A 20,863-nucleotide genomic window follows, 5' to 3' on the forward strand; every position below is an offset into this window, starting at 1 on the left:
TCACCGGGTTAAAAAAGCGCGTGGAAGAGATTGCGGGCTTTATTGGCCAGATGCATGAGCGTTTTCCGGTGGCGTTGTAGCGCGTGGCTTCGCTGGGGGGACGCGCCGAGTAGCGCGACGGCCTCCTCGGCGCTCATCGGGGTTTTGCGTGTCGGGTGGAGGTAGAGAGGGTAATCAATCAGCGCGGTGTGGATAAGCGCGTTAAGGGTGAGCCGTCGGGCGCGGCGCGGGCAGGCGTATTCATCGTGCGTCAGCCCCCATCCGGCGTAGAACGGCATGCCGTAGCAGAAAACCGTCTTGCCTCGCAGCAGCGCTTCGAAACCGGTCAGTGATGTGAGCGTATGCACTTCATCGACCTGTTCGAGCACATCGGCGATATCCGCCTGCGTGGCGAGACAATCCGCCCAGCGCAGCGCGTCTGGTTCGCCGGGTTCGCCTGGCCGATTGCCGCAAGCCACGTCCGGGTGCGCCTTGAAAACGATATACGCCTGCGGGTTTCTGGCGCGAACGAGACGCAGCAGCGCGGTAATCGTGTGGATATCCCGCGTGCCGCCATCAAGCGACGCGTCATTACTGACCTGGCCTGGCACCAGCAGAACACGCTGTCCCGATGCCGCCGAAGGCAGCCGCCACGCGGTGCCGGCGTTGTATTTACTGACGCCGCTTTCGATTATCTGCTGGCGCAGGCGTTCGGCGCGCATCTCCTGCGCAGGCGTCAGATGCGACTCGCTAAGGGCGGCTTCCAGATCGCTTGCGCGTGTAGCGTCGTAGTAGAGACCGCGTTTATCCAGTACGAGTGAAAGCGGAGCAAAAAGATCGGAGCCGAGGCCCGCCGAGCGCAGAAACGCATCTTCCATTCGCCACACGGGCATACCGTGCGCCTGCGCCGCTGATTGCCAGCGCGCTTCGCCAGCCGTTCCCCAGACCACGCAGGCGTCGGCCTGCGGCGCGCGGCGCGTAAAGCGCAGCCGGTTGTACGGTGTGGAGAGAAAGGGCTTCACCGTGCTGCGCTTCCAGAGCGTCAGCCCCGGCGCCCATAACGTGCCGCGCAGCGCCAGTTGATGTCGGCGCTGTAACGCCAGCCACGCCAGCACATCAAACAGCGTGCCGGGCTCGCCGGTTTGCGGATTAAGGTAACGTGCGTAGCGTAAATACGCGGCGCTGAAGAGCGCGAGCAGCGAAGCGCTGCCGCGACGCGCGGCAAGCGCCGCCGCCGCCGGGTGCCTGTCGTCCGTTAGCCCCCATCCGGCATACCAGGGCTGGCCGAAGCAGACGACCGGCTTGCCCGCTATCAGCGCTTCAAAGCCGAAGTGCGACGTCACGGTATAGACGCGCTCCACGCGCCGCAGCAGCGACTGCGGGCTGGCGTCTTCGGCTATCAGCCGGATGCGGGCATCCGCGCCCATGTCGCGCAAATAACCGCGCTTATGGCCGCCCACGACGTCAGGATGCGTTTTAACCCAGATGTCGGCGCCGGGGTTCTCGGCGCAGGCCGTCTCCAGCATCAGGCGGAACGACGCCGCGCTGGCATTGCCGAGCGTGACCGACATATCGCCCGCGGTCTGATCCACCACCAGTACCGCGCGGGTAGCTGGCGCGCCGTCAAACGGCGGCGCGTGGTTATACTTCGCCAGATCGCCTTCTACGATAAGCCGCATCGCCTCGAGCGCCGCTTCACGCAGCGGCTCGTTACCGGGCGCGTCCTGAATCAGCTTCTCCAGCGTGCTTTGTTGGCTTGCGTCGTAGTAAATGCCGTCGTAATCGATAACCAGCGAGAGCGGCGGATGGCCGTGCGCCGCCGGGCCGCAAGAGCGGATAAAACCGTCCTCAAGGCGAATCACCGCCAGCCCGGCCTGACGGGCGCGGGCCTCGGCCGCCGCCGCGCCGGGGCGATGCCCCCAGACGACGATAGCCGTGATATCGTCCGGAATAGCCCGGCGCGGCGTGAGTTTTCGACAGGGCATCGGCAGCAGATGAACCAGGCCGGGGATGCGCCAGATGCCTTTGGAGAAAATACCGGTTACCATCGTTTTCATGGCCTTACAGCGTCAGGATCACTTTCGCTGCAACCGCCAGCTGGTACAGGATGGTCGAAATACCGCGCGTCACTTCGATATTCTTCGACTCATACTTCGGCAGCACCATCAGCTCGTCGCCCGGTTGCATCTCATCGACCTCTTCGGCGTTAAGCGCCTCGCCGTTCTGGCGGATCACGATAACTTTCGCGCCGCTGGCTTTCTGCGTCATACCGCCGCATTTGGCGATGTAATCCTCAGGCTCCAGCCCTTTCTCCCAGGTGACGGCGTTGGGGAACAGCACCTCGCCATGCACTATGATCAGCGAGGTTTTCTCCGGGATGGTAATCACGTCGCCATCTTCCAGCAGCACCGAATCCAGGTTTTTCTCATTCAGCACCACTTCGCCCTGTGGCACTACGGTGCGGGCTTTCGCCACGAAGCGACTGACCAGTTGCGCCTCCTGCATACGCAGGCGCGACTCCTCCTGAGTGGAGGACTGCGCGGAGAGCGACGCCTGCTCCAGCTTTTGCAGCGCCAGATCCAGCATCTCTTTCTGACGCAGCGCGACCGAGCGGCGGTAAAGCTTGATGGCGCTTAGCTGCGACATCGTATTCGGGCGCAGTTTCGCCAGCACCTGACGCATCGTGGCGCCGTAAGGCAGCACCATCGCATGTTCGCCGGAATGCGCGCCTTCCACACGCACCTGGATGGTGCCGGTGTAACGGTCAGAGCTCACCACCATTCTGTCGCCATCCTGCAACATGCGGCCTGCGGCTTCGCTAATCGGGAAGTATTCGCTCTGCTTCATCGCGCCCTGCTGGCGCATCAGCGTGACATGCGTGGCGCCGGGTTTAGGCCGCGCCCAGCGCAGCGCCTCGGAAACCGGGATACGCTCATCGGTGAACTCAAAGTCGTAGCTGTTAAAAACGTCGCCTTCGACGCCAAAGGTGTGCTGGCGCGGGCCGACGATAATGGTGTCGCCGTCGGCAAACTGCGACAGGCTGAGGCTGCCGTTGAGCAGAAAGTCATACAGATTCACATGCGAGCGCGTTTTCTGGCCTCGCTTGACGGTGATGTCCACATAGCTGCCGCGATCGCTGTCCACGCCGCCCGCTTTGCTGAGATAAGAGAGCAGGGAATCGGACGCCACGCCGCCATACAGCCCCGGCGTGCGGACGTAGCCCGTCACGAATACTTTCACCGGTTGCGCCTGGAGCAGCGAGGCGTAGACATTCACGTTGGATTGATAAACCTCTTTCACGCGCGCGATCACCAGTGCGTTGAGCTGGCTGTTCGTCACACCGGCGACCTTCAGCGGGCCGACGTTCGGCAGAAAAATATTCCCTTTCGGGTCGACGGTTAACGTGCCGTCGTAGGTGAAAGCGCCCCACAGACGCACCTGGATGGTGTCGCCGAGACCAATCACGTAGTTGGGGTTAAAAGCGATGCCGGCGCCGCCTTCTGCGGCCTGCGACGTAAAGAGCTGCGCGCCGAACATGCGGCTCATCACCGTGGCAGGAGCGGGCGGCGGCGTGTTATCAAAGCCGTCCGCGGTCACAGGGGCCGGTGACGACGATGACAGAATGGGCGCCGCGCCGGTCAGCGCCGGGTCGGCGGTGAGATCAAGCGCGCTGGCGCTGGCCGACAAACAGAAAAAGATCAGTGAGGCGGATGAAACGTTTTTCATAACTCTCTCGGGTGTTAAAGCGGCAAGATTAAGCGCGGTGATCGTCAATAATGGCCAGCAGCAGTCTGAGCGTGCCGAACAGCAGGCAGCAGATGAGCAGACAGCTGGCTAACAGGTAGAGCGTTTCCGGGTAGCGGGCCTCTTCGGCGAGCTGGGGAGAGCTGATCACCGCCAGGCTTTTCAGCTTGCGGGCCGATTCCACGCGCGTTTTTTCAATCGCCGTGAGCGCAAGCTGGTACAGGTCGGTGTCGAAGGTCACGCGCGATTTCAGCTCTTCGAAATCGGCCGCCACGCGGTTAAGGCGGTCGCCTTCCGGGGCCGTAATGTTGCTTTTCTCTTTCTCAATCTGCGCGTTAATCGAGGCGAGCGTGTTTTTTGTAGTGATGACCGGCGGGGCATCTTCACGCAGATACGTCAGCAGCGTGCGCAGCTCCGTCTCCAGTCGAATTTTTTGCTCGGTCAGGTTGTTGACCGCCGAGCTCGCCGCCACGGCGGACGCCTGCGGATCGAGCATCTGGTTGCGGTTCTGAAAGGCGAGCAGCGCGCTTTTACTGGCATCGAGCCGCTGACGGGCCTTTTCCAGCTCGGCTTCGGCAAAGGTCTGCTGATCGCGGGCGATATGATGCGAAAGCTCGTTGATAAACCGCTCAGACTCCTTCAGCACCGCCTGATTGAAGCGCAGGGCGAACTGCGGCGTAAAACCCTGGGTCTGGATGGTCAGCAGGCCGTTTTTGTTGTCGTAATCAATAGTGATGCGGTGACGGTAGTAATCGAGAAACTCCTCCGCAGTGGCCCCGGAGGAGAGGTGATAAAAGAGATCCAGCCCGCTCGCGCCAAACGCCTGCTTAAAATTAAGCTGCTTATCGAGCGCGGCTAACAGATCCGGCGAGTGCAAATACTCTTTCAGGTACAGCGCGTCTTCGGCGGAGCTGGGGTTGGAGGCGCCCATCAGCAGACCAATATTGAGGCTGCCGCTGTCGATATCGCTGGCGCGCTTAATGGCGATCTGCGACTCGCTGACATAACGCGGCTGGCTGAAAATCAGCAGATAGACGCCCAGCAACAGAAACGGGGCGCCGATAACTATGTTCGCGCTGTGGCGCTGAAATAAAATAATCAGCCGGGAAATATCCAGACGCCGCATCCATGCCGTAAAACGCTTTATTTTAATGAACACTGTGTAATAACCATTAATTTCATGAATAAAAGTTAGGTATTTATTTTTATAAAAAATGTTCTGGCGTCGTGCCGGGGGGGCCTGCGCTAAAAGCGTGCGCATGGCCACGGCGTTTAACCGAAAGCCGCCAGCATAGCCGTAAGCCGCCGTCCTCGCCGGTAGTAAAGCTACAAGCTGTTTATCGTTTTTATATATTGACGCTGAAAATGATGAAAAACGAGGAGAGATGACGTTAACAACGCACAGGCGACAGCCTGCTTATCCTGACAACGATTCCGTGACATTTTCAATCCATGAGAAAACATAGCGCTAATAATAAAATTATTTGCCGCCGGATGGAGAAAGTCTCTTTAAAACGTTAATGGGCAAATAGGGTTGATTAATTATCATAATAAGGGCTCATCAACAATGAGCGGATAATAAATCAGAATAGAGGGTGAGTATTAATCTGAGTAATAAGACAGATAAAAAACGGCCTTCTTGCGAAGGCCGTCAGGGGGATTACTTGGCGATACGTTTGTATTTGATACGCTTCGGCTCCAGCGCTTCGGCGCCCAGCGTGCGTTTCTTATACTCTTCGTATTCGGTGAAGTTACCTTCGAAGAATTCCACTTTGCCTTCGTCCTGGTAGTCCAGGATGTGCGTGGCGATACGGTCCAGGAACCAGCGGTCATGCGAGATAACCATCGCGCAGCCCGGGAACTCCAGCAGGGCGTTTTCCAGCGCGCGCAGGGTTTCGATATCCAGGTCGTTGGTCGGTTCATCGAGCAGCAGCATGTTGCCGCCGACCTGTAGCAGTTTCGCCAGATGCAGACGACCGCGTTCACCGCCGGACAGCTCGCCGACGCGTTTGCCCTGGTCCACGCCCTTAAAGTTAAAGCGGCCCACGTACGCGCGGCTCGGCATCTCGGTGTTGCCGATCTTCATGATATCCAGCCCGCCGGAGACTTCTTCCCAAACGGTTTTGCTGTTGTCCATGGCGTCGCGGAACTGGTCAACGGACGCCAGTTTCACGGTTTCACCCAGCGTAATGGTGCCGCTGTCCGGCTGTTCCTGCCCGGACATCATACGGAACAGCGTGGATTTACCCGCGCCGTTCGGACCGATGATGCCGACAATCGCGCCTTTCGGCACGGAGAAGCTCAGATCGTCAATCAGCACGCGATCGCCGTAGGATTTGCGCAGGTTGCTGACTTCCACCACTTTATCGCCCAGGCGCGGTCCCGGCGGAATAAAGAGTTCGTTGGTTTCGTTACGTTTCTGGTATTCGGTGTTGTTAAGCTCTTCAAAGCGCGCCAGACGGGCTTTGCCCTTAGACTGACGGCCTTTCGCGCCCTGACGCACCCACTCCAGCTCTTTCTCGATGGATTTACGACGGGCGGCTTCCTGAGAGGCTTCCTGCGCCAGACGCTGATCTTTCTGCTCAAGCCAGGAAGAGTAGTTGCCTTCCCACGGAATACCTTCGCCGCGGTCCAGTTCGAGGATCCAGCCTGCGACGTTATCCAGGAAGTAACGGTCGTGGGTAATCGCCACCACGGTGCCTTCGAAGTCGTGCAGGAAGCGCTCCAGCCAGGCGACGGATTCGGCGTCCAGGTGGTTGGTCGGTTCGTCGAGCAGCAGCATGTCCGGTTTTTCGAGCAGCAGACGGCAGAGCGCCACGCGGCGGCGTTCACCACCGGAGAGCGTCGCGACTTTCGCATCCCAGTCCGGCAGACGCAGGGCGTCGGCCGCGCGCTCCAGCTGCACGTTCAGGTTATGGCCATCATGAGCCTGGATGATCTCTTCCAGTTTGCCCTGCTCGGCGGCGAGCTTATCGAAATCGGCATCCGGATCGGCGTACAGCGCGTACACTTCATCCAGACGCTTCAGCGCGTTAACCACTTCCGCGACCGCTTCTTCGATCGATTCGCGCACGGTATGTTCAGGGTTGAGCTGCGGCTCCTGCGGCAGGTAGCCGATTTTGATGCCAGGCTGCGGACGGGCTTCACCTTCGATATCTTTATCGATGCCCGCCATGATGCGCAGCAGTGTGGATTTACCGGCGCCGTTCAGGCCCAGCACACCGATTTTGGCGCCAGGGAAAAAGCTCAGAGAGATATTCTTCAGAATGTGTCGCTTCGGCGGAACGACTTTGCCGACGCGATGCATGGTGTATACGAATTGAGCCACGTTGGACTTCGCCTCTTATCATGATTAAGGGTTTCTCAGCTGCGGAGTTTAGCTGTTTTCAACGCTTAATCCCAGCCAGCGACGCCGCGAATGCGGCGTAAGAGGCATTAATGCGCGAATGGTAAAAAAATGTTCGCGACATGGCGCAACGGCCTTCGCCTGGTTAGCATGAAGTATCTGAGAATTTCAGGCGGCATGAGGCTGCCGGTCAGTCAATTAACATGAGGAAGGATTGTGGGAACATCCAGACAGGTCGTCTGGCGGTGGCTGGCGGCGGGCGTCTGCCTGCTGACGCTCGGCCAGGCCGCACGCGCCGATTCGCTCGACGAGCAGCGCAGCCGCTATGCGCAGATCAAACAAGCGTGGGATAACCGGCAGATGGACGTGGTGGAGCAACTGATGCCCACCCTGCAAACCTATCCGCTCTATCCCTATTTGCAGTATCGCCAGCTTACTGACGATCTCATGAACGAGCCGACCATCGCGGTGCAGCAGTTTATTCAGGCGAACCCGACGCTGCCGCCGGCGCGCACGCTAACGTCCCGTTTTGTCAACGAACTGGCGCGCCGCGAAGACTGGCGCGGCCTGCTGGCGTTCAGCCCGCAACCGCCGGGCAGCACCGAGGCGCAGTGCAACTACTACTACGCGAAATGGAACACCGGCGACGCGCAGGGCGCCTGGCAGGGCGCGAAAGATCTCTGGCAGACCGGCAAAAACCTGCCTGCGGCGTGCGAGCGTCTCTTCCAGGCGTGGCGCACGTCCGGCGCGCAGGATCCGCTGGCCTACCTTGAGCGCATTCGTCTTGCGATGAAAGAGGGCAACACCTCGCTCGTCAGTTCGCTCGCGAGCCAGCTGCCGCCGGATTATCAGACTATCAGCAGCGCGCTGGTGAGCCTGGCGAACGATCCCAACAGCGTGATGACCTTTGTGCGCAGCGTCGGCGCGACCGATTTCACGCGCCAGATGGCCGCGGTGGCGTTCGCCAGCGTCGCCCGTCAGGATGTGGAAAACGCCCGGCTGATGATCCCCTCGCTCATCCAGGCGCAGCAACTGAACGACGCCCAGGCGCAGGAGCTGCGCGATATCGTGGCGTGGCGGCTGATGGGCAGCGATGTCACCGAAGAGCAGGCCCGCTGGCGCGACGACGCGATCATGCGTTCAGAATCCACATCGCTTATCGAGCGCCGGGTGCGCATGGCGCTCGGCACCGGCGATCGCAGCGGGCTGAACACCTGGCTTGCGCGCCTGCCGATGGAGGCGAAAGAAAAAGACGAATGGCGCTACTGGCAGGCCGATCTTCTGATGGAGCGCGGGCGCGATGACGAGGCCAAAACCATTCTGCATTCGCTGATGCAGCAGCGCGGTTTCTACCCCATGGCGGCGGCGCAGCGGCTCGGCGAAGATTACCCGCTGCGTGTCGATAAAGCGCCAGCGGTAAACGGCGCGCTGTTTGAAGGCGCAGAGATGGCGCGCGTGCGCGAGCTGATGTACTGGGGCCTTGATAACACCGCGCGCAGCGAATGGGCGAATCTCGTCACCAGCCGCAGCAAGCAGGAGCAGGCGGCGCTGGCGCGCTACGCGTTTGACCGCAACTGGTGGGATCTGAGCGTGCAGGCGACGATCGCCGGTAAGCTCTGGGATCAGCTCGAAGAGCGCTTCCCGCTGGCCTATAAAGATCTCTTCGCCCGCTACGTGAGCGACAAAGCCGTTCCGCAGAGCTACGCGATGGCGATCGCCCGCCAGGAGAGCGCCTGGAACCCGAAAGTGCGCTCGCCGGTCGGCGCGGCTGGCCTGATGCAATTAATGCCAGGCACCGCCACCCACACGGTGAAGATGTTCAATCTGCCAGGCTACAGCAGCAGCGCGCAGCTTCTCGACCCGGAAACCAACATCCAGATAGGCACCAGCTATTTGCAGTACGTCTACGGGATGTTCGACAACAACCGTATTTTCGCTTCCGCGGCTTATAACGCCGGGCCGGGGCGCGTGCGCACCTGGCTTGGCAACAGCGCCGGGCGTATCGACGCGGTCGCGTTTGTCGAAAGTATTCCGTTCTCCGAGACGCGCGGGTATGTGAAGAACGTGCTGGCGTATGATGCTTATTACCGCTATTTCATGGGCGGTAAGCCGGTATTGATGAGCGATGCGGAGTGGAGCCGTCGTTACTGACTGGCGGCGTTGTGCTATCCTGTCGTACTAGTGAACGAGTATGGCGGCATCTGATGACTCAACATTCAACCTATTCCGCGGCCCAGGCCGAACAGAGTAATCAGGAGTGGCTGCGCTTTGTGGCGCTCCTGAAACAATCTTTCGATAACGATCTGCATCTTCCGTTGCTGACGCTGCTGCTGACGCCGGACGAACGCGCCGCGCTCGGCACGCGCGTGCGGATCATTGAAGAGCTGCTGCGCGGAGAGATGAGCCAGCGCGAACTGAAAAGCGAGCTGGGCGCGGGGATCGCGACGATCACCCGCGGCTCTAACAGCCTGAAAGCGGCGCCGCCGGAGCTGCGCCAGTGGCTCGAGCAGGAGCTGTTACAGGCTCAGCGGTAAATCGCGTTATGAAAGGGGCTTAAGGCCAGGATCACCGCCTGATGGTAGACGCTGCTGCGCGTCAGCTTACCGGCGGTGAAAATGCCGATAGCCCCTTCTTTACGCCCGATCTCATCAATCCCCGTCCAGGCCGACATCACCGGCCCCAGCGCTTTTCCGGCGCGTACTTCATCAAGGATCGCCGCAGGCAGCGGCAGCGTCGCCGAGCGCGCTTCGCCACGCTGGTCTGCGCTCTCAATCACCACCCAGCTAAAGGTGCTGTCGTCATCGATACCGGCTTCAATCGCCACCCAGTAATCGGCTTGCGGGCGCAGCGCGCGGGCGTTGATAACGCGCTGGCGTGCGCCGGTGCGCGTTTCTTCACTGCCAAGCGGCTGTTCCGGCACGCCGCTATCGACGGAGACGGCGTCAATGTGGCAGGATGCTTCGCCAAAAATCTCGCTAAATGCACGCAGAATCGCCTGAATTTTGGCTGGATTCGTCGTGGCGCAGACAACATGGTGCATAATTTAATTCACACTCACAGACGTTTAAAGTCGCAGCAGTATAACGGATAAAAAGCATGTTACAGGTATATCTGGTTCGCCACGGTGAAACGCAGTGGAACGCCGAGCGACGCATCCAGGGGCAATCGGACAGCCCGTTGACGGAAAAAGGGGAACGCCAGGCCATGCAGGTGGCGCAGCGCGCCAAAGCGCTTGGCATCACGCATATCATCACCAGCGATCTGGGACGTACGCAGCGTACCGCCGAGATTATCGCGCAGGGCTGCGGCTGCGACGTGATACTCGACCCGCGCCTGCGCGAGCTGGATATGGGCATCCTTGAGCGTCGCCATCTCGACACGCTCAGCGAAGAAGAAGAAGGCTGGCGTCGTCAGCTGGTGAACGGCACGCCTGACGGCCGTATTCCGCAAGGGGAGTCGATGCAGGAGGTGAGCGAGCGTATGCACGGCGCGCTGAACGCCTGTCTCGATCTGCCGCCGGGGAGCCGCCCGCTACTGGTGAGCCACGGCATGGCGCTAGGCTGTCTCGTCAGCACCATCCTCGGCCTGCCCGCGTATGCGGAGCGCCGCCTGCGCCTGCGTAACTGCTCGATTTCTCGCGTGGATTATCAGCAGAGCCCGTGGCTCGCGTCCGGCTGGGTGGTGGAAACCGCAGGCGATGTGTCGCATCTCGATGCGCCTGCGCTGGATGAGCTACAGCGTTAACGGCGAACCGGGATGAGGTACTCACAGCGCAGGCTGATATCGCGCTCCTGCGCTCTGGCGTCTTCGGTGAGCAAATAGCGCTCGATATCCTGGCCGCGGCGGCGCGTGAGCCCCAGCGCGGGCATACAGGTGCCGTAGACGGTCAGGATAAACTCCTGCACGCCGGTGCCGGGCCCTTCATAGGTGAACTGCACATAGTCGCCCCCTTCCAGCGTCACCGGGTGGGCGTGCTCCACGCAGCCTTCCGCCAGCGGCTCCGGCAGCGCTGTGGTGTAAAAGACTTCCTGTTCGTCGTCTTTTTCCACGCTCGGGCGCGATTCGTTCAGGCCGTAAAAGACCGGCGGAATGGTCGGGCAGTTCGCGAGAAATTCGCGCCAGAACTGTACGCGCATCTGCTGGCGGAATACCGAGATCTGCTCAAGCGAGCAGGTATAGCTCTGGGTGAGGCCGGTAAGGTGCATCGGCGCAAGCGTGACAAACTCGTGCGGCGGCGGCGTAAACGGCTCAAGGCGAATCGGCGGGCGCATGCCCTGCGCGTTCCAGTCCGGCGAGCGGCGATAAAGCGCCGGCGTCAGAGAGAACTGCTTTTTAAAGGCGCGGGTGAACGTCTGCTGTGAGTCGAAACGGTATTGCAGCGCGATGTCGAGAATCGGACGTGCGGTCAGACGCAGGGCGACGGCGGATTTAGACAAGCGGCGCGCGCGAATATATGCGCCGATGGCCTGGCCCGTCACCTCTTTGAACATACGCTGTAAATGCCACTTGGAATACCCGGCTTTAGCCGCCACATTGTCCAGAGACAAGGGGTGATCGAGATGGCTTTCCAGCCAGGCGAGCAGATCCCGAATGATCCCAGACTGATCCATATTTAATCCTCATCCTTAAACGCAGTGCCTGAAAAAGTGGGTAGCGAATAGTAGCATTTTTTGCTCTTCTGGCATTCAGTGTTTTCTTTTGCGGCTAAGGCGGGATGGACTGCTGCAAAAAGGGAGTTTTAAGTAACAATGTGATCTGTAAGGTTTTTTGTTTTAACGGTGAATAGTCACCAAACGTAACCTTTAATGAATGGTAACAATATGAAATATAGGACGTTATTAGTTCCGGTCATGTTTATGGCTGTAAGCGGCGTTTTACGTGCTGAAGAGATTGGATCGGTCGATACGGTATTTAAGTGGCTGGGGCCGGATCACAAAATCGTGGTGGAAGCGTTTGACGATCCGGATGTCAAAAATGTGACCTGTTACCTGAGCCGCGCCAAAACCGGCGGTATTAAGGGCGGACTGGGGCTCGCGGAAGACACTTCAGACGCGGCGATCTCCTGCCAGCAGGTCGGGCCCATTGAACTGAGCGATAAAATTAAAGCCGGGAAAGCGCAGGGCGATGTGGTCTTTCAGAAGCGCACGTCGCTTATCTTCAAAAAATTGCAGGTGGTGCGTTTTTACGACGCGAAGCGCAACACGCTGGCCTATCTGACCTATTCCGATAAAGTCGTCGAAGGCTCGCCGAAAAACGCGCTGAGCGCCGTACCGATTATGCCGTGGGGTCAGGCCCGGTAATTCACAGGATTATTCAGGATGAATCAGACAACCGTCTGGCTGGTGGAGGATGAGACCAGCATCAGCGAAGCGCTGGCGTATGTGATGCAGCTTGAAGGTTTTACGGTGCGGACGTTTGAGCGCGGGCTGCCCGCGCTTGAGGCCGCCCGGCAAACGCTGCCCGATCTCGTCGTGCTGGATGTGGGCCTGCCGGATATCAGCGGCTTTGAGCTCTGCCGTCAGCTTCTGGCGGCCCATCCGGCGCTGCCGGTGCTCTTTCTGACCGCGCGCAGCGAAGAGGTCGATAAGCTTATTGGCCTTGAAATTGGCGCGGATGACTATGTCGCCAAGCCGTTTTCGCCGCGTGAAGTCTGCGCCCGCGTGCGCACCATTCTGCGGCGTCTGCAAAAGCAGCAGAGCGGCGCGCAGAGCGTCGTGCGGGCGGGGCGTTTCGAACTCAATGACGAGGCCGCGCAGATCGCCTGGTGCGGCCAGCCGCTGCCGCTTACCCGCTATGAATTCCTGCTGCTGAAAACGCTGCTGCTGGCGCCGGGGCGCGTCTACTCGCGCCAGCAACTGATGGACAAAGTCTGGGGCGATGCGAACGACAGTTTCGATCGCACCGTCGATACCCATATCAAAACGCTGCGCGCCAAGCTGCGCGCGGTCAATCCTGAGGCATCGCCCATTAATACGCACCGGGGGCTGGGTTACAGCCTGGCGGTAAACTGATGCGCATCGGCATGCGGCTTTTGCTGGGCTACTTTTTGATCGTCGCCGTGGCGGCCTGGTTTGTGCTCGCGATTTTCGTACAGGAGATCAAGCCCGGCGTGCGGCGGGCGACGGAAGGGTCGCTTAACGACACCGCCACGCTGCTGGCGGAGATCGCCCGCGACGATCTGCTGGCGGGCCATCCGCGCGACGGGCAACTGGCCCAGGCGTTTGAGCGGTTAAACCATTACCCGGTAAACGCCAACATCAGCGGCATCAAAAAGGAGCGCAATGAATATCGCGTGTACCTGACCGACGCGCAGGGGCGCGTGGTGTTTGACTCCAGCGGCGCGGCGGTCGGGCAGGACTATTCGCGCTGGAACGATGTCTGGCTGACGCTTCGCGGCAAGTATGGCGCGCGCAGTTCGCCGCTGCACCCGGACGACCCGGACAGTACCGTAATGTATGTCGCCGCCCCCGTGCGCGACGCCGGACGCATCATCGGCGTGCTGAGCGTGGGCAAACCGAATATCGCGCTCGCGCCGGTGATACGGCGCAGCGAGCACAGGATCATGATGGCGGGCGTGGCGCTGCTCGGTATCGCGCTGCTGACCGGCATCGTGATGGTGCTGTGGATCAACCGCTCTATCGGCACACTGGTGCGCTACGCCGATTCGGTCACCGAAGCCGCGCCGCTGCCGTTGCCGGACCCAGGCAGCAGCGAGCTGCGGCGTCTCGCGCAGGCGCTGGAAAACATGCGCGTGCGGCTGGAAGGCAAAAATTACATTGAGCAGTATGTCCATGCGCTGACGCACGAGCTGAAAAGCCCGCTTGCGGGCATTCGCGGCGCGGCGGAGATCCTGCGTGAATCGCCGCCGCCGGCTGTGGCGCAGCGCTTTTGCGACAACATTCTGGAGCAAAACGCGCGTATGCAGGCGCTGGTGGAGAAGCTGTTGCATCAGGCCAAACTCGAAAACCGGCTGGAGATCACGCCGGAGCCGGTGTTGCTGGCGCCGCTGTTCGCCACGCTCGCTGAACTGCACGCCTCGACGCTGCTGCAAAAAGCGGTGCGGCTCTCGATTGATCCCGCCCCCGGCGACCTGCGCGTGGCGGGCGATGAGGCGCTGCTGCACCAGGCGATCGGTAATCTTCTCGTCAACGCGCTCGACTTCACCCCGCCTGGTGGCGAGATAACGCTTGGCGCGCGGCAGGAGGGCGATCGCGCGATTGTGCGCGTCGCGGATACCGGCAGCGGCATTCCCGACTACGCGCTGGCGCGTATCTTCGAGCGTTTCTATTCGCTGCCGCGCGCCGGCGGCCAGAAGAGCAGCGGCCTCGGGCTCGCTTTCGTGCAGGAAGTGGCGCGGCTCCACCAGGGCGACATTACGCTCGCCAACCAACCGGAAGGCGGCGTTGAGGCGCGTCTGACGTTACCGCTCGCCTGACTTCACCGGCACTTCACATAACTTCATTTCCACCCCACATAAGCCCTCTATCTTCGGCAGCATCGAAGAGGAGAGGCTTATGTTGAAATCACCACTGATGTTAAAAGGGCTGGCGCTGCTGGGCTGTATGGCGCTCCTGTTAATTCCGCTGCGTATTCTGAGCGTCGTTATCGACGAGCGCGCCGACTATCGCGACGATGTGTCCCACTCGCTTGAGCAGAGCACCAGCGGGCCGCAAAAGCTGGTGGGGCCGCTTATCGCCATTCCGGTAACGGAAATCACCACCGTGACGGAAGGGGGCAAAGACGTCACCAAAGAGCGCAATTTTATCCGTTACTGGCTGCCGGAATCGCTGGTGGTCACGGGAAAGCAGGCGGTTGAGCCGCGCCACATCGGCATTTACGAAGGTCAAATCTGGCGCAGCGATGTCTCGCTGGAGGCGCGCTTTACGCTGCCTGAACAGGCGATGAACCCCGGCGCGCAGTACCGACTGGGCGACGCGCGGCTGGTGATGGCGGTGGGCGATGCGCGCGGTATCGGCAACGTGGGCGCGCTGAAAATCAACGGGCAGACGCTGGCGGTCGAGCCGGGTTCTGATCTTGAAGAGGGCGGCCAGGGGCTGCATGCCGTCGTGCCTGCTGAGCTTTTGAACTCCCCGACGCTCGCGGTCAGTTTTTCGCTGGAGCTGAACGGCACCGGCGCGTTTTCCGTCGTCCCGCTGGGCCGTAACAGCGAGCTGTCGCTTATCAGCAACTGGCCGCATCCGGGTTTTTACGGCAATTTCCTGCCGGCGACGCGGGAGATTTCCGCGAGCGGTTTCGCGGCGAAATGGCGCAGCAGCTGGTATGCCAACAATATCGATAGTGAGTTTCGCGACGCGCAGAACGTGACGCTTCGCAATCTGCCTGCGTTTAGCGTAACCGTGGCGACGCCGGTGGATCAGTATCAGCTGACAGACCGCGCGGTGAAATATGCCGTGCTGCTGATAGCGCTCACTTATATGGCGTTTTTCGTCTGCGAAACGCTTTGCGGCATTACGATGCATCCGGTGCAGTATCTGCTGGTGGGGCTGTCGCTGGTGATGTTTTACCTGCTGCTGCTGGCGTTTTCCGAGCATATCGGCTTTAACCTGGCCTGGCTCGCCGCCAGTCTCGCAGGCGCCGGACTAAACGCGCTTTATCTTCAGGCGGTGCTGAAAGGGTGGCGGCGCAGCCTGATGTTCGCAGGCGGTCTGCTGGCGCTCGACGGCGTGCTCTGGCAGTTGCTGCGCTCGCAGGATTTCGCGCTGTTGCTCGGCAGCGGGCTGTTGTTCGTCGCGCTCACGGCGGTGATGTTGCTGACGCGACACATCGACTGGTATGCGCTGACGCCCGCGAAGCCGCGCTATCAGCGCCTGACGCCCGCGCCGCAGGAGGAGCGGTTCCGGCTCTGGAAGTAAAACGCAGGCAATAAAAAAGGGCGGAATTTCCGCCCTTTTTGCGTTGCGCCGAAACGCCTTATTCCTGCAGATCGCCGCAGAAACGGTAACCTTCGCCATGAATGGTGGCGATGATTTCCGGGGTATCCGGCGTGGACTCGAAATGTTTACGGATGCGACGGATGGTCACGTCAACGGTACGGTCATGCGGCTTGAGCTCGCGACCGGTCATTTTCTTCAGCAGTTCCGCGCGGGTCTGGATCTTGCCCGGATTTTCGCAGAAATGCAGCATCGCGCGAAATTCGCTGCGCGGCAGTTTGTACTGCTCGCCATTAGGGCTAATCAGCGAACGGCTGTTGATATCAAGCTCCCAGCCGTTGAACTTGTAGCTTTCCACGCTGCGGCGCTCTTCGCTCACCGTACCGAGGTTCATGGTGCGGGAGAGCAGGTTGCGGGCGCGAATAGTCAGTTCGCGGGGGTTGAACGGCTTAGTGATATAATCGTCGGCGCCAATCTCAAGGCCTAAGATTTTATCCACCTCGTTATCACGGCCGGTCAGGAACATCAGCGCGACGTTCGCCTGTTCGCGCAGTTCACGCGCCAGCAGCAGGCCGTTTTTACCCGGCAGGTTGATATCCATGATAACCAGGTTGATATCATTATCAGAGAGGATCTGGTGCATCTCGGCGCCATCGGTGGCTTCGGACACATCATAGCCTTCTGCTTCGAAAATACTTTTTAACGTGTTGCGTGTAACCAACTCGTCTTCAACGATAAGAATGTGCGGGGTCTGCATGTTTGCTACCTAAAAATTGCCAACTAAATCGAAACAGGAAGTACAAAAGTCCCTGACCTGCCTTATGCATGCCATAAATTAACATGCGCGGCGTAACATGACTAAAGTACGTAATTGCGTTCTTGATGCACTTTCCATCAACGTCAACAACATCATTAGCTCGGTCGTGGGTACTTTTCCCTCTGGACCCGACGGTGTCAAAAACGGCTGTCATCCTAACCATTTTAACAGCAACATAACAGGATGATACGATACCAACACCCAATAAAACTACGCTTCGTTGACATATATCAAGTTCAATTGTAGCACGTTAACAGTTTGATGAGATCGTCGCAGCGAAGAACTAACTTTGGTTACATTTGAATAACAACGCGGATAATTTCACCTACTAACTAATAAACAATGTGAATCCGGGAAGCAAGCGGAATTTATAGGGATTTTATTGATGCTAAACAGCCGGATAAGCCGGCTTTAGCGGCATAATTAAACGACTGCGCCAGGTTATATTCATAACTATTGTTTATCCTTTTTACGGCCACTTTCGTGGCTGGTTTGTATCTAAAATGTAAATTCGCGACGCGTATTAATTAGCGTGCTGATATTTACCCCCACCACAGGATCACTGAGAGCCTTATGCGTTTGCCAATTATTCTGGTGTCTCCCGCCAGACCTGAAAACGTCGGCGCCGCCGCGCGCGCCATGAAAACGATGGGATTTACCGAACTGCGTATCGTGGATAGCGCCGCGCATCTGGACCCTGCGGCGCGCCGCGTCGCCCACGGCGCTGGCGATATTCTTGATAATACAAAACACTACGACACGCTTGCCGCCGCGCTGGAAGATGTGGATTTTACCGTCGCGACGACTGCGCGCAGCCGCGCCAAATTTCACTACTACGCGACGCCGCAGCAATTATTGCCGCTGCTTGAAGAGAAAGCGGCCTGGCTGCCGGTGACGGCGCTGGTCTTCGGACGTGAAGATTCGGGGCTGACCAATGAAGAACTGGCGCTGGCCGATGTGCTGACCGGCGTACCGATGGTAGCGGACTATCCGTCGCTGAATCTGGGCCAGGCGGTGATGGTTTACTGCTATCAATTAACCGCGTTGATGCAAAACGCGCCTGCTGTCGCGCCCGCCGCCGATGAGCAACAACTGAAAGCGTTACGACTGCGTATTGATGCATTAATGACCACGCTCGGCGTGGAAGATGACCTGAAAATGGCGGACTGGTTACAGCAGCGTCTCGGACTGCTGGAGCAGCGCGACACCGCGATGTTGCATCGTTTACTGCATGATATCGAAAAAAAAAGTGGCGGGCTGAAATGCTGATTCCTCGTCAGTGAATAGCATTAAATGCTAACCAGGCAGGGCGATCGCCGGTTTTTTGGGCCGTGAAGACGGCTTTTATCGGTATCCGTGAAGAAAGTTTCGGCCGGTGCGTAAATGAAATATTCGTTGACTTAACCTGACGATTACTTTAACCAATAGAGATACAGGACAGAAAACAGAAAAGTACAGAGCACACAACATCCATGATCCGCATCAGCCTGACTACCATTATTACTACCACCACCATTACCACAGGTAACGGGGCGGGCTGACGCGTACAGGAAAAACTGAAAAAAGCCCGCACCTGAACAGTGCGGGCTTTTTTTTCGGCATAAAATCAAGGGGTAACAACCATGCGAGTGTTGAAATTCGGCGGTACATCGGTCGCGAACGCAGAGCGCTTTATGCGGGTCGCCGACATTCTGGAGAGCAATGCCAGGCAGGGGCAGGTAGCGACCGTACTTTCTGCCCCCGCAAAAATCACCAACCACCTGGTGGCGATGATTGAAAAAACCATCAGTGGTCAGGATGCCCTGCCGAATATCAGCGATGCCGAACGTATTTTTGCCGAACTGCTGAAAGGCCTCAGCGACGCCCAGCCGGAATTCCCGTATGCGCAGATGAAAGCGCTGGTCGATCAGGAGTTCGCCCAGATCAAACATGTGCTGCACGGTATCAGCCTGCTCGGCCAGTGCCCGGACAGCATCAACGCGGCGCTGATCTGCCGCGGCGAAAAACTCTCGATCGCTATTATGTCGGCGCTGCTTGAGGCGCGCGGTCATAAAGTGACGGTCATTGATCCGGTGGAAAAACTGCTGGCGGTCGGTCATTACCTCGAATCCACAGTGGATATCACTGAATCCACCCGCCGCATCGCGGCCAGTAAAATCCCGGCGGATCATATGATCCTGATGGCCGGTTTTACCGCCGGGAACGACAAAGGCGAACTGGTCGTGCTCGGACGTAACGGCTCTGACTACTCCGCCGCGGTGCTGGCGGCGTGCCTGCGCGCCGACTGTTGCGAGATCTGGACCGACGTCGACGGCGTTTATACCTGTGACCCGCGCCAGGTGCCGGACGCCAGGCTCCTGAAGTCGATGTCCTATCAGGAAGCCATGGAGCTCTCCTACTTCGGCGCCAAAGTTCTTCACCCCCGCACCATCACCCCCATCGCCCAGTTCCAGATCCCTTGTCTGATTAAAAATACCGGCAACCCGCAGGCGCCAGGCACGCTGATTGGCGCGTCCAGCGATGAAGACGGCCTGCCGGTGAAAGGCATCAGCAACCTGAATAATATGGCGATGTTTAACGTCTCCGGCCCCGGTATGAAAGGCATGGTGGGGATGGCGGCGCGCGTATTCGCGACCATGTCCCGCGCCGGGATCTCGGTGGTGCTGATCACCCAGTCGTCGTCCGAGTACAGCATCAGCTTCTGCGTGCCGCAAAGCGACTGCGCCCGCGCGCAGCGGGCAATGGAAGATGAATTCTACCTGGAGCTGAAAGAAGGGCTGCTGGAGCCGCTCGCCATCATGGAGCGACTGGCGATTATCTCGGTGGTGGGCGACGGCATGCGCACGCTGCGCGGCATCTCCGCCAAATTCTTCGCGGCCCTCGCCCGCGCCAATATCAATATTGTGGCGATCGCGCAGGGCTCGTCTGAACGCTCTATCTCTGTGGTGGTGAGTAATGACGACGCGACGACCGGCGTGCGCGTCACGCATCAGATGCTCTTTAACACCGATCAGGTAATTGAAGTGTTTGTTATCGGCGTCGGCGGCGTCGGCGGCGCGCTGCTGGAGCAGCTTAAGCGTCAGCAGACGTGGCTCAAGCAGAAGCATATCGATCTGCGCGTCTGCGGCGTCGCCAATTCCCGCGCGTTGCTGACCAATGTTCACGGTCTCGATCTGGAGAACTGGCGCGAGGCGCTGGAAGAAGCCAACGAGCCGTTTAATCTCGGGCGCCTAATCCGTCTCGTGAAAGAGTATCACCTGCTGAACCCGGTGATTGTCGACTGTACCTCCAACCAGGCGGTGGCGGATCAATATGCCGATTTCCTGCGCGAAGGTTTCCACGTCGTGACGCCGAATAAAAAGGCCAACACCTCGTCGATGGCGTACTACCACCAGCTGCGTCACGCCGCCGCCGCGTCGCGCCGTAAATTCCTCTACGACACCAACGTCGGCGCGGGGCTGCCGGTTATCGAAAACCTGCAAAACCTGCTCAACGCCGGTGATGAACTGCAACGCTTCGCGGGCATTCTCTCCGGTTCGCTCTCTTTTATCTTCGGCAAGCTGGATGAAGGCATGAGCCTCTCTGAAGCGACTACCACCGCGCGCAAGATGGGGTATACCGAGCCGGATCCGCGCGACGATCTTTCCGGCATGGATGTGGCGCGTAAGCTGCTGATCCTGGCGCGCGAAACAGGCCGCCATCTTGAGCTCAGCGATATCGTCATTGAGCCGGTACTGCCGGAAAGCTTTGACAACAGCGGCGATACCGAAAGCTTTATGGCGCGCCTGCCGCAACTGGACGACGAGTTCGCCGCCCGCGTGGCGCAGGCCCGCGATGAAGGCAAAGTGCTGCGTTATATCGGCACCATTGAAGAAGATGGCGTCTGTCGCGTGAAAATCGCCGCCGTTGACGGCAACGATCCGCTCTATAAAGTGAAAAACGGCGAAAACGCGCTGGCGTTCTACAGCCGCTACTATCAGCCGCTGCCGCTGGTGCTGCGCGGCTATGGCGCAGGTAATGATGTCACGGCGGCGGGCGTGTTCGCCGATCTGCTGCGCACCCTGTCATGGAAGTTAGGAGTTTAAG

At 59.2% G+C, this 20,863-nt stretch carries 17 protein-coding genes, 1 pseudogene and 1 other annotated feature; of the genes and pseudogenes, 11 read left to right on the plus strand and 7 right to left on the minus strand.

The genetic code is table 11. The features are described 5' to 3' along the window. Positions 1-8: 8 nt before the first annotated feature. The 4 genes from AFK65_RS03150 to ettA form a co-directional block, all read right to left on the minus strand. Positions 9-2,036: a capsular polysaccharide biosynthesis protein gene (locus AFK65_RS03150; RefSeq protein WP_038858082.1), complete on the minus strand. Its 2,028-nt coding sequence runs from the start codon at positions 2,034-2,036 to the stop codon at positions 9-11. Positions 2,037-2,040: 4 nt separating this feature from the next. Further along, positions 2,041-3,705, minus strand: coding sequence for a polysaccharide biosynthesis/export family protein (locus AFK65_RS03155; RefSeq protein WP_007705674.1), 1,665 nt, complete (start codon positions 3,703-3,705; stop codon positions 2,041-2,043). Between the two features lie 28 nt (positions 3,706-3,733). Continuing rightward, positions 3,734-4,882 carry a capsule biosynthesis protein gene (locus AFK65_RS03160; protein WP_172461542.1) on the minus strand — a complete coding sequence of 383 codons (1,149 nt, stop codon included), beginning with the start codon at positions 4,880-4,882 and terminating at the stop codon, positions 3,734-3,736. Between the two features lie 501 nt (positions 4,883-5,383). After that, on the minus strand, positions 5,384-7,051 hold the full coding sequence (gene ettA, locus AFK65_RS03165; protein WP_007705679.1) for an energy-dependent translational throttle protein EttA: 1,668 nt from the start codon (positions 7,049-7,051) through the stop codon (positions 5,384-5,386). Positions 7,052-7,285: 234 nt separating this feature from the next. Between ettA and sltY the strand changes: the two genes are divergently transcribed. Both sltY and trpR read left to right on the plus strand, forming a co-directional pair. Beyond that, positions 7,286-9,220 (plus strand): murein transglycosylase, encoded by a 1,935-nt coding sequence (gene sltY, locus AFK65_RS03170; protein ID WP_007705682.1) that lies wholly within the window; start codon positions 7,286-7,288, stop codon positions 9,218-9,220. 53 nt (positions 9,221-9,273) lie between these two features. Then, positions 9,274-9,603, plus strand: coding sequence for a trp operon repressor (gene trpR / locus AFK65_RS03175; protein WP_007767317.1), 330 nt, complete (start codon positions 9,274-9,276; stop codon positions 9,601-9,603). On the opposite strand, the gene yjjX is transcribed toward trpR, so the two are convergent. Beyond that, complete coding sequence (yjjX, locus tag AFK65_RS03180; protein WP_007705685.1) at positions 9,594-10,109, minus strand: inosine/xanthosine triphosphatase; 516 nt, start codon at positions 10,107-10,109, stop codon at positions 9,594-9,596. The genes trpR and yjjX overlap by 10 nt on opposite strands. 56 nt (positions 10,110-10,165) lie before the next feature. Here yjjX and gpmB point away from each other — a divergent pair, with 56 nt between their 5' ends. Continuing rightward, positions 10,166-10,813 carry a 2,3-diphosphoglycerate-dependent phosphoglycerate mutase GpmB gene (gpmB, locus tag AFK65_RS03185; RefSeq protein ID WP_004386285.1) on the plus strand — a complete coding sequence of 216 codons (648 nt, stop codon included), beginning with the start codon at positions 10,166-10,168 and terminating at the stop codon, positions 10,811-10,813. Here gpmB and robA read toward each other — a convergent pair. Then, positions 10,810-11,679 carry an MDR efflux pump AcrAB transcriptional activator RobA gene (robA, locus tag AFK65_RS03190; RefSeq protein ID WP_007705690.1) on the minus strand — a complete coding sequence of 290 codons (870 nt, stop codon included), beginning with the start codon at positions 11,677-11,679 and terminating at the stop codon, positions 10,810-10,812. The two genes, gpmB and robA, sit on opposite strands and share 4 nt — an antisense overlap. Before the next feature lie 210 nt (positions 11,680-11,889). Here robA and creA point away from each other — a divergent pair, with 210 nt between their 5' ends. From creA to creD, 4 genes are all read left to right on the plus strand, one after another. Beyond that, complete coding sequence (gene creA, locus AFK65_RS03195; RefSeq protein ID WP_007705693.1) at positions 11,890-12,369, plus strand: protein CreA; 480 nt, start codon at positions 11,890-11,892, stop codon at positions 12,367-12,369. An 18-nt stretch (positions 12,370-12,387) separates the two neighbouring features. After that, positions 12,388-13,080, plus strand: coding sequence for a two-component system response regulator CreB (gene creB, locus AFK65_RS03200; RefSeq protein ID WP_007705696.1), 693 nt, complete (start codon positions 12,388-12,390; stop codon positions 13,078-13,080). Beyond that, positions 13,080-14,504, plus strand: a complete 1,425-nt coding sequence (gene creC / locus AFK65_RS03205; protein ID WP_007705702.1) for a two-component system sensor histidine kinase CreC — start codon at positions 13,080-13,082, stop codon at positions 14,502-14,504. Before creB ends, creC begins: the two co-directional genes overlap by 1 nt. A gap of 79 nt (positions 14,505-14,583) precedes the next feature. Then, positions 14,584-15,942: a cell envelope integrity protein CreD gene (creD, locus tag AFK65_RS03210; protein WP_007705705.1), complete on the plus strand. Its 1,359-nt coding sequence runs from the start codon at positions 14,584-14,586 to the stop codon at positions 15,940-15,942. Between the two features lie 58 nt (positions 15,943-16,000). On the opposite strand, the gene arcA is transcribed toward creD, so the two are convergent. Next, positions 16,001-16,717, minus strand: coding sequence for a two-component system response regulator ArcA (arcA, locus tag AFK65_RS03215; protein ID WP_007675752.1), 717 nt, complete (start codon positions 16,715-16,717; stop codon positions 16,001-16,003). Positions 16,718-16,814: 97 nt separating this feature from the next. Here arcA and yjjY point away from each other — a divergent pair. From yjjY to thrA, 4 genes and pseudogenes are all read left to right on the plus strand, one after another. Then, positions 16,815-16,956 (plus strand): annotated as a pseudogene (gene yjjY / locus AFK65_RS21705) (YjjY family protein). 394 nt (positions 16,957-17,350) lie between these two features. Beyond that, on the plus strand, positions 17,351-18,046 hold the full coding sequence (locus tag AFK65_RS03220; protein WP_038858080.1) for a tRNA/rRNA methyltransferase: 696 nt from the start codon (positions 17,351-17,353) through the stop codon (positions 18,044-18,046). Positions 18,047-18,249: 203 nt separating this feature from the next. Beyond that, entirely contained in the window at positions 18,250-18,318 is a 69-nt protein-coding gene (thrL, locus tag AFK65_RS20655) for a thr operon leader peptide (protein WP_071601047.1), read from the plus strand. Then, positions 18,257-18,374 (plus strand) — a sequence feature (Thr leader region). It overlaps the preceding gene by 62 nt. Positions 18,375-18,399: 25 nt before the next feature. Beyond that, on the plus strand, positions 18,400-20,862 hold the full coding sequence (gene thrA, locus AFK65_RS03225; protein WP_007706090.1) for a bifunctional aspartate kinase/homoserine dehydrogenase I: 2,463 nt from the start codon (positions 18,400-18,402) through the stop codon (positions 20,860-20,862). Position 20,863 lies beyond the last annotated feature (1 nt).

This window comes from Cronobacter universalis NCTC 9529, from assembly GCF_001277175.1.
GTDB lineage: Bacteria > Pseudomonadota > Gammaproteobacteria > Enterobacterales > Enterobacteriaceae > Cronobacter > Cronobacter universalis.

Excerpts from the sequence above, each read along its gene's own strand:
- arcA (WP_007675752.1), bottom strand. The coding sequence starts at position 16,717 with ATGCAGACCCCGCACATTCTTATCGTTGAAGACGAGTTGGTTACACGC.
- AFK65_RS03220 (WP_038858080.1), top strand. The coding sequence starts at position 17,351 with ATGCGTTTGCCAATTATTCTGGTGTCTCCCGCCAGACCTGAAAACGTC.
- creD (WP_007705705.1), top strand. The coding sequence starts at position 14,584 with ATGTTGAAATCACCACTGATGTTAAAAGGGCTGGCGCTGCTGGGCTGT.
- yjjX (WP_007705685.1), bottom strand. The coding sequence starts at position 10,109 with ATGCACCATGTTGTCTGCGCCACGACGAATCCAGCCAAAATTCAGGCG.
- thrA (WP_007706090.1), top strand. The coding sequence starts at position 18,400 with ATGCGAGTGTTGAAATTCGGCGGTACATCGGTCGCGAACGCAGAGCGC.
- AFK65_RS03155 (WP_007705674.1), bottom strand. The coding sequence starts at position 3,705 with ATGAAAAACGTTTCATCCGCCTCACTGATCTTTTTCTGTTTGTCGGCC.
- robA (WP_007705690.1), bottom strand. The coding sequence starts at position 11,679 with ATGGATCAGTCTGGGATCATTCGGGATCTGCTCGCCTGGCTGGAAAGC.
- creB (WP_007705696.1), top strand. The coding sequence starts at position 12,388 with ATGAATCAGACAACCGTCTGGCTGGTGGAGGATGAGACCAGCATCAGC.
- trpR (WP_007767317.1), top strand. The coding sequence starts at position 9,274 with ATGACTCAACATTCAACCTATTCCGCGGCCCAGGCCGAACAGAGTAAT.
- AFK65_RS03150 (WP_038858082.1), bottom strand. The coding sequence starts at position 2,036 with ATGAAAACGATGGTAACCGGTATTTTCTCCAAAGGCATCTGGCGCATC.
- creC (WP_007705702.1), top strand. The coding sequence starts at position 13,080 with ATGCGCATCGGCATGCGGCTTTTGCTGGGCTACTTTTTGATCGTCGCC.
- gpmB (WP_004386285.1), top strand. The coding sequence starts at position 10,166 with ATGTTACAGGTATATCTGGTTCGCCACGGTGAAACGCAGTGGAACGCC.
- creA (WP_007705693.1), top strand. The coding sequence starts at position 11,890 with ATGAAATATAGGACGTTATTAGTTCCGGTCATGTTTATGGCTGTAAGC.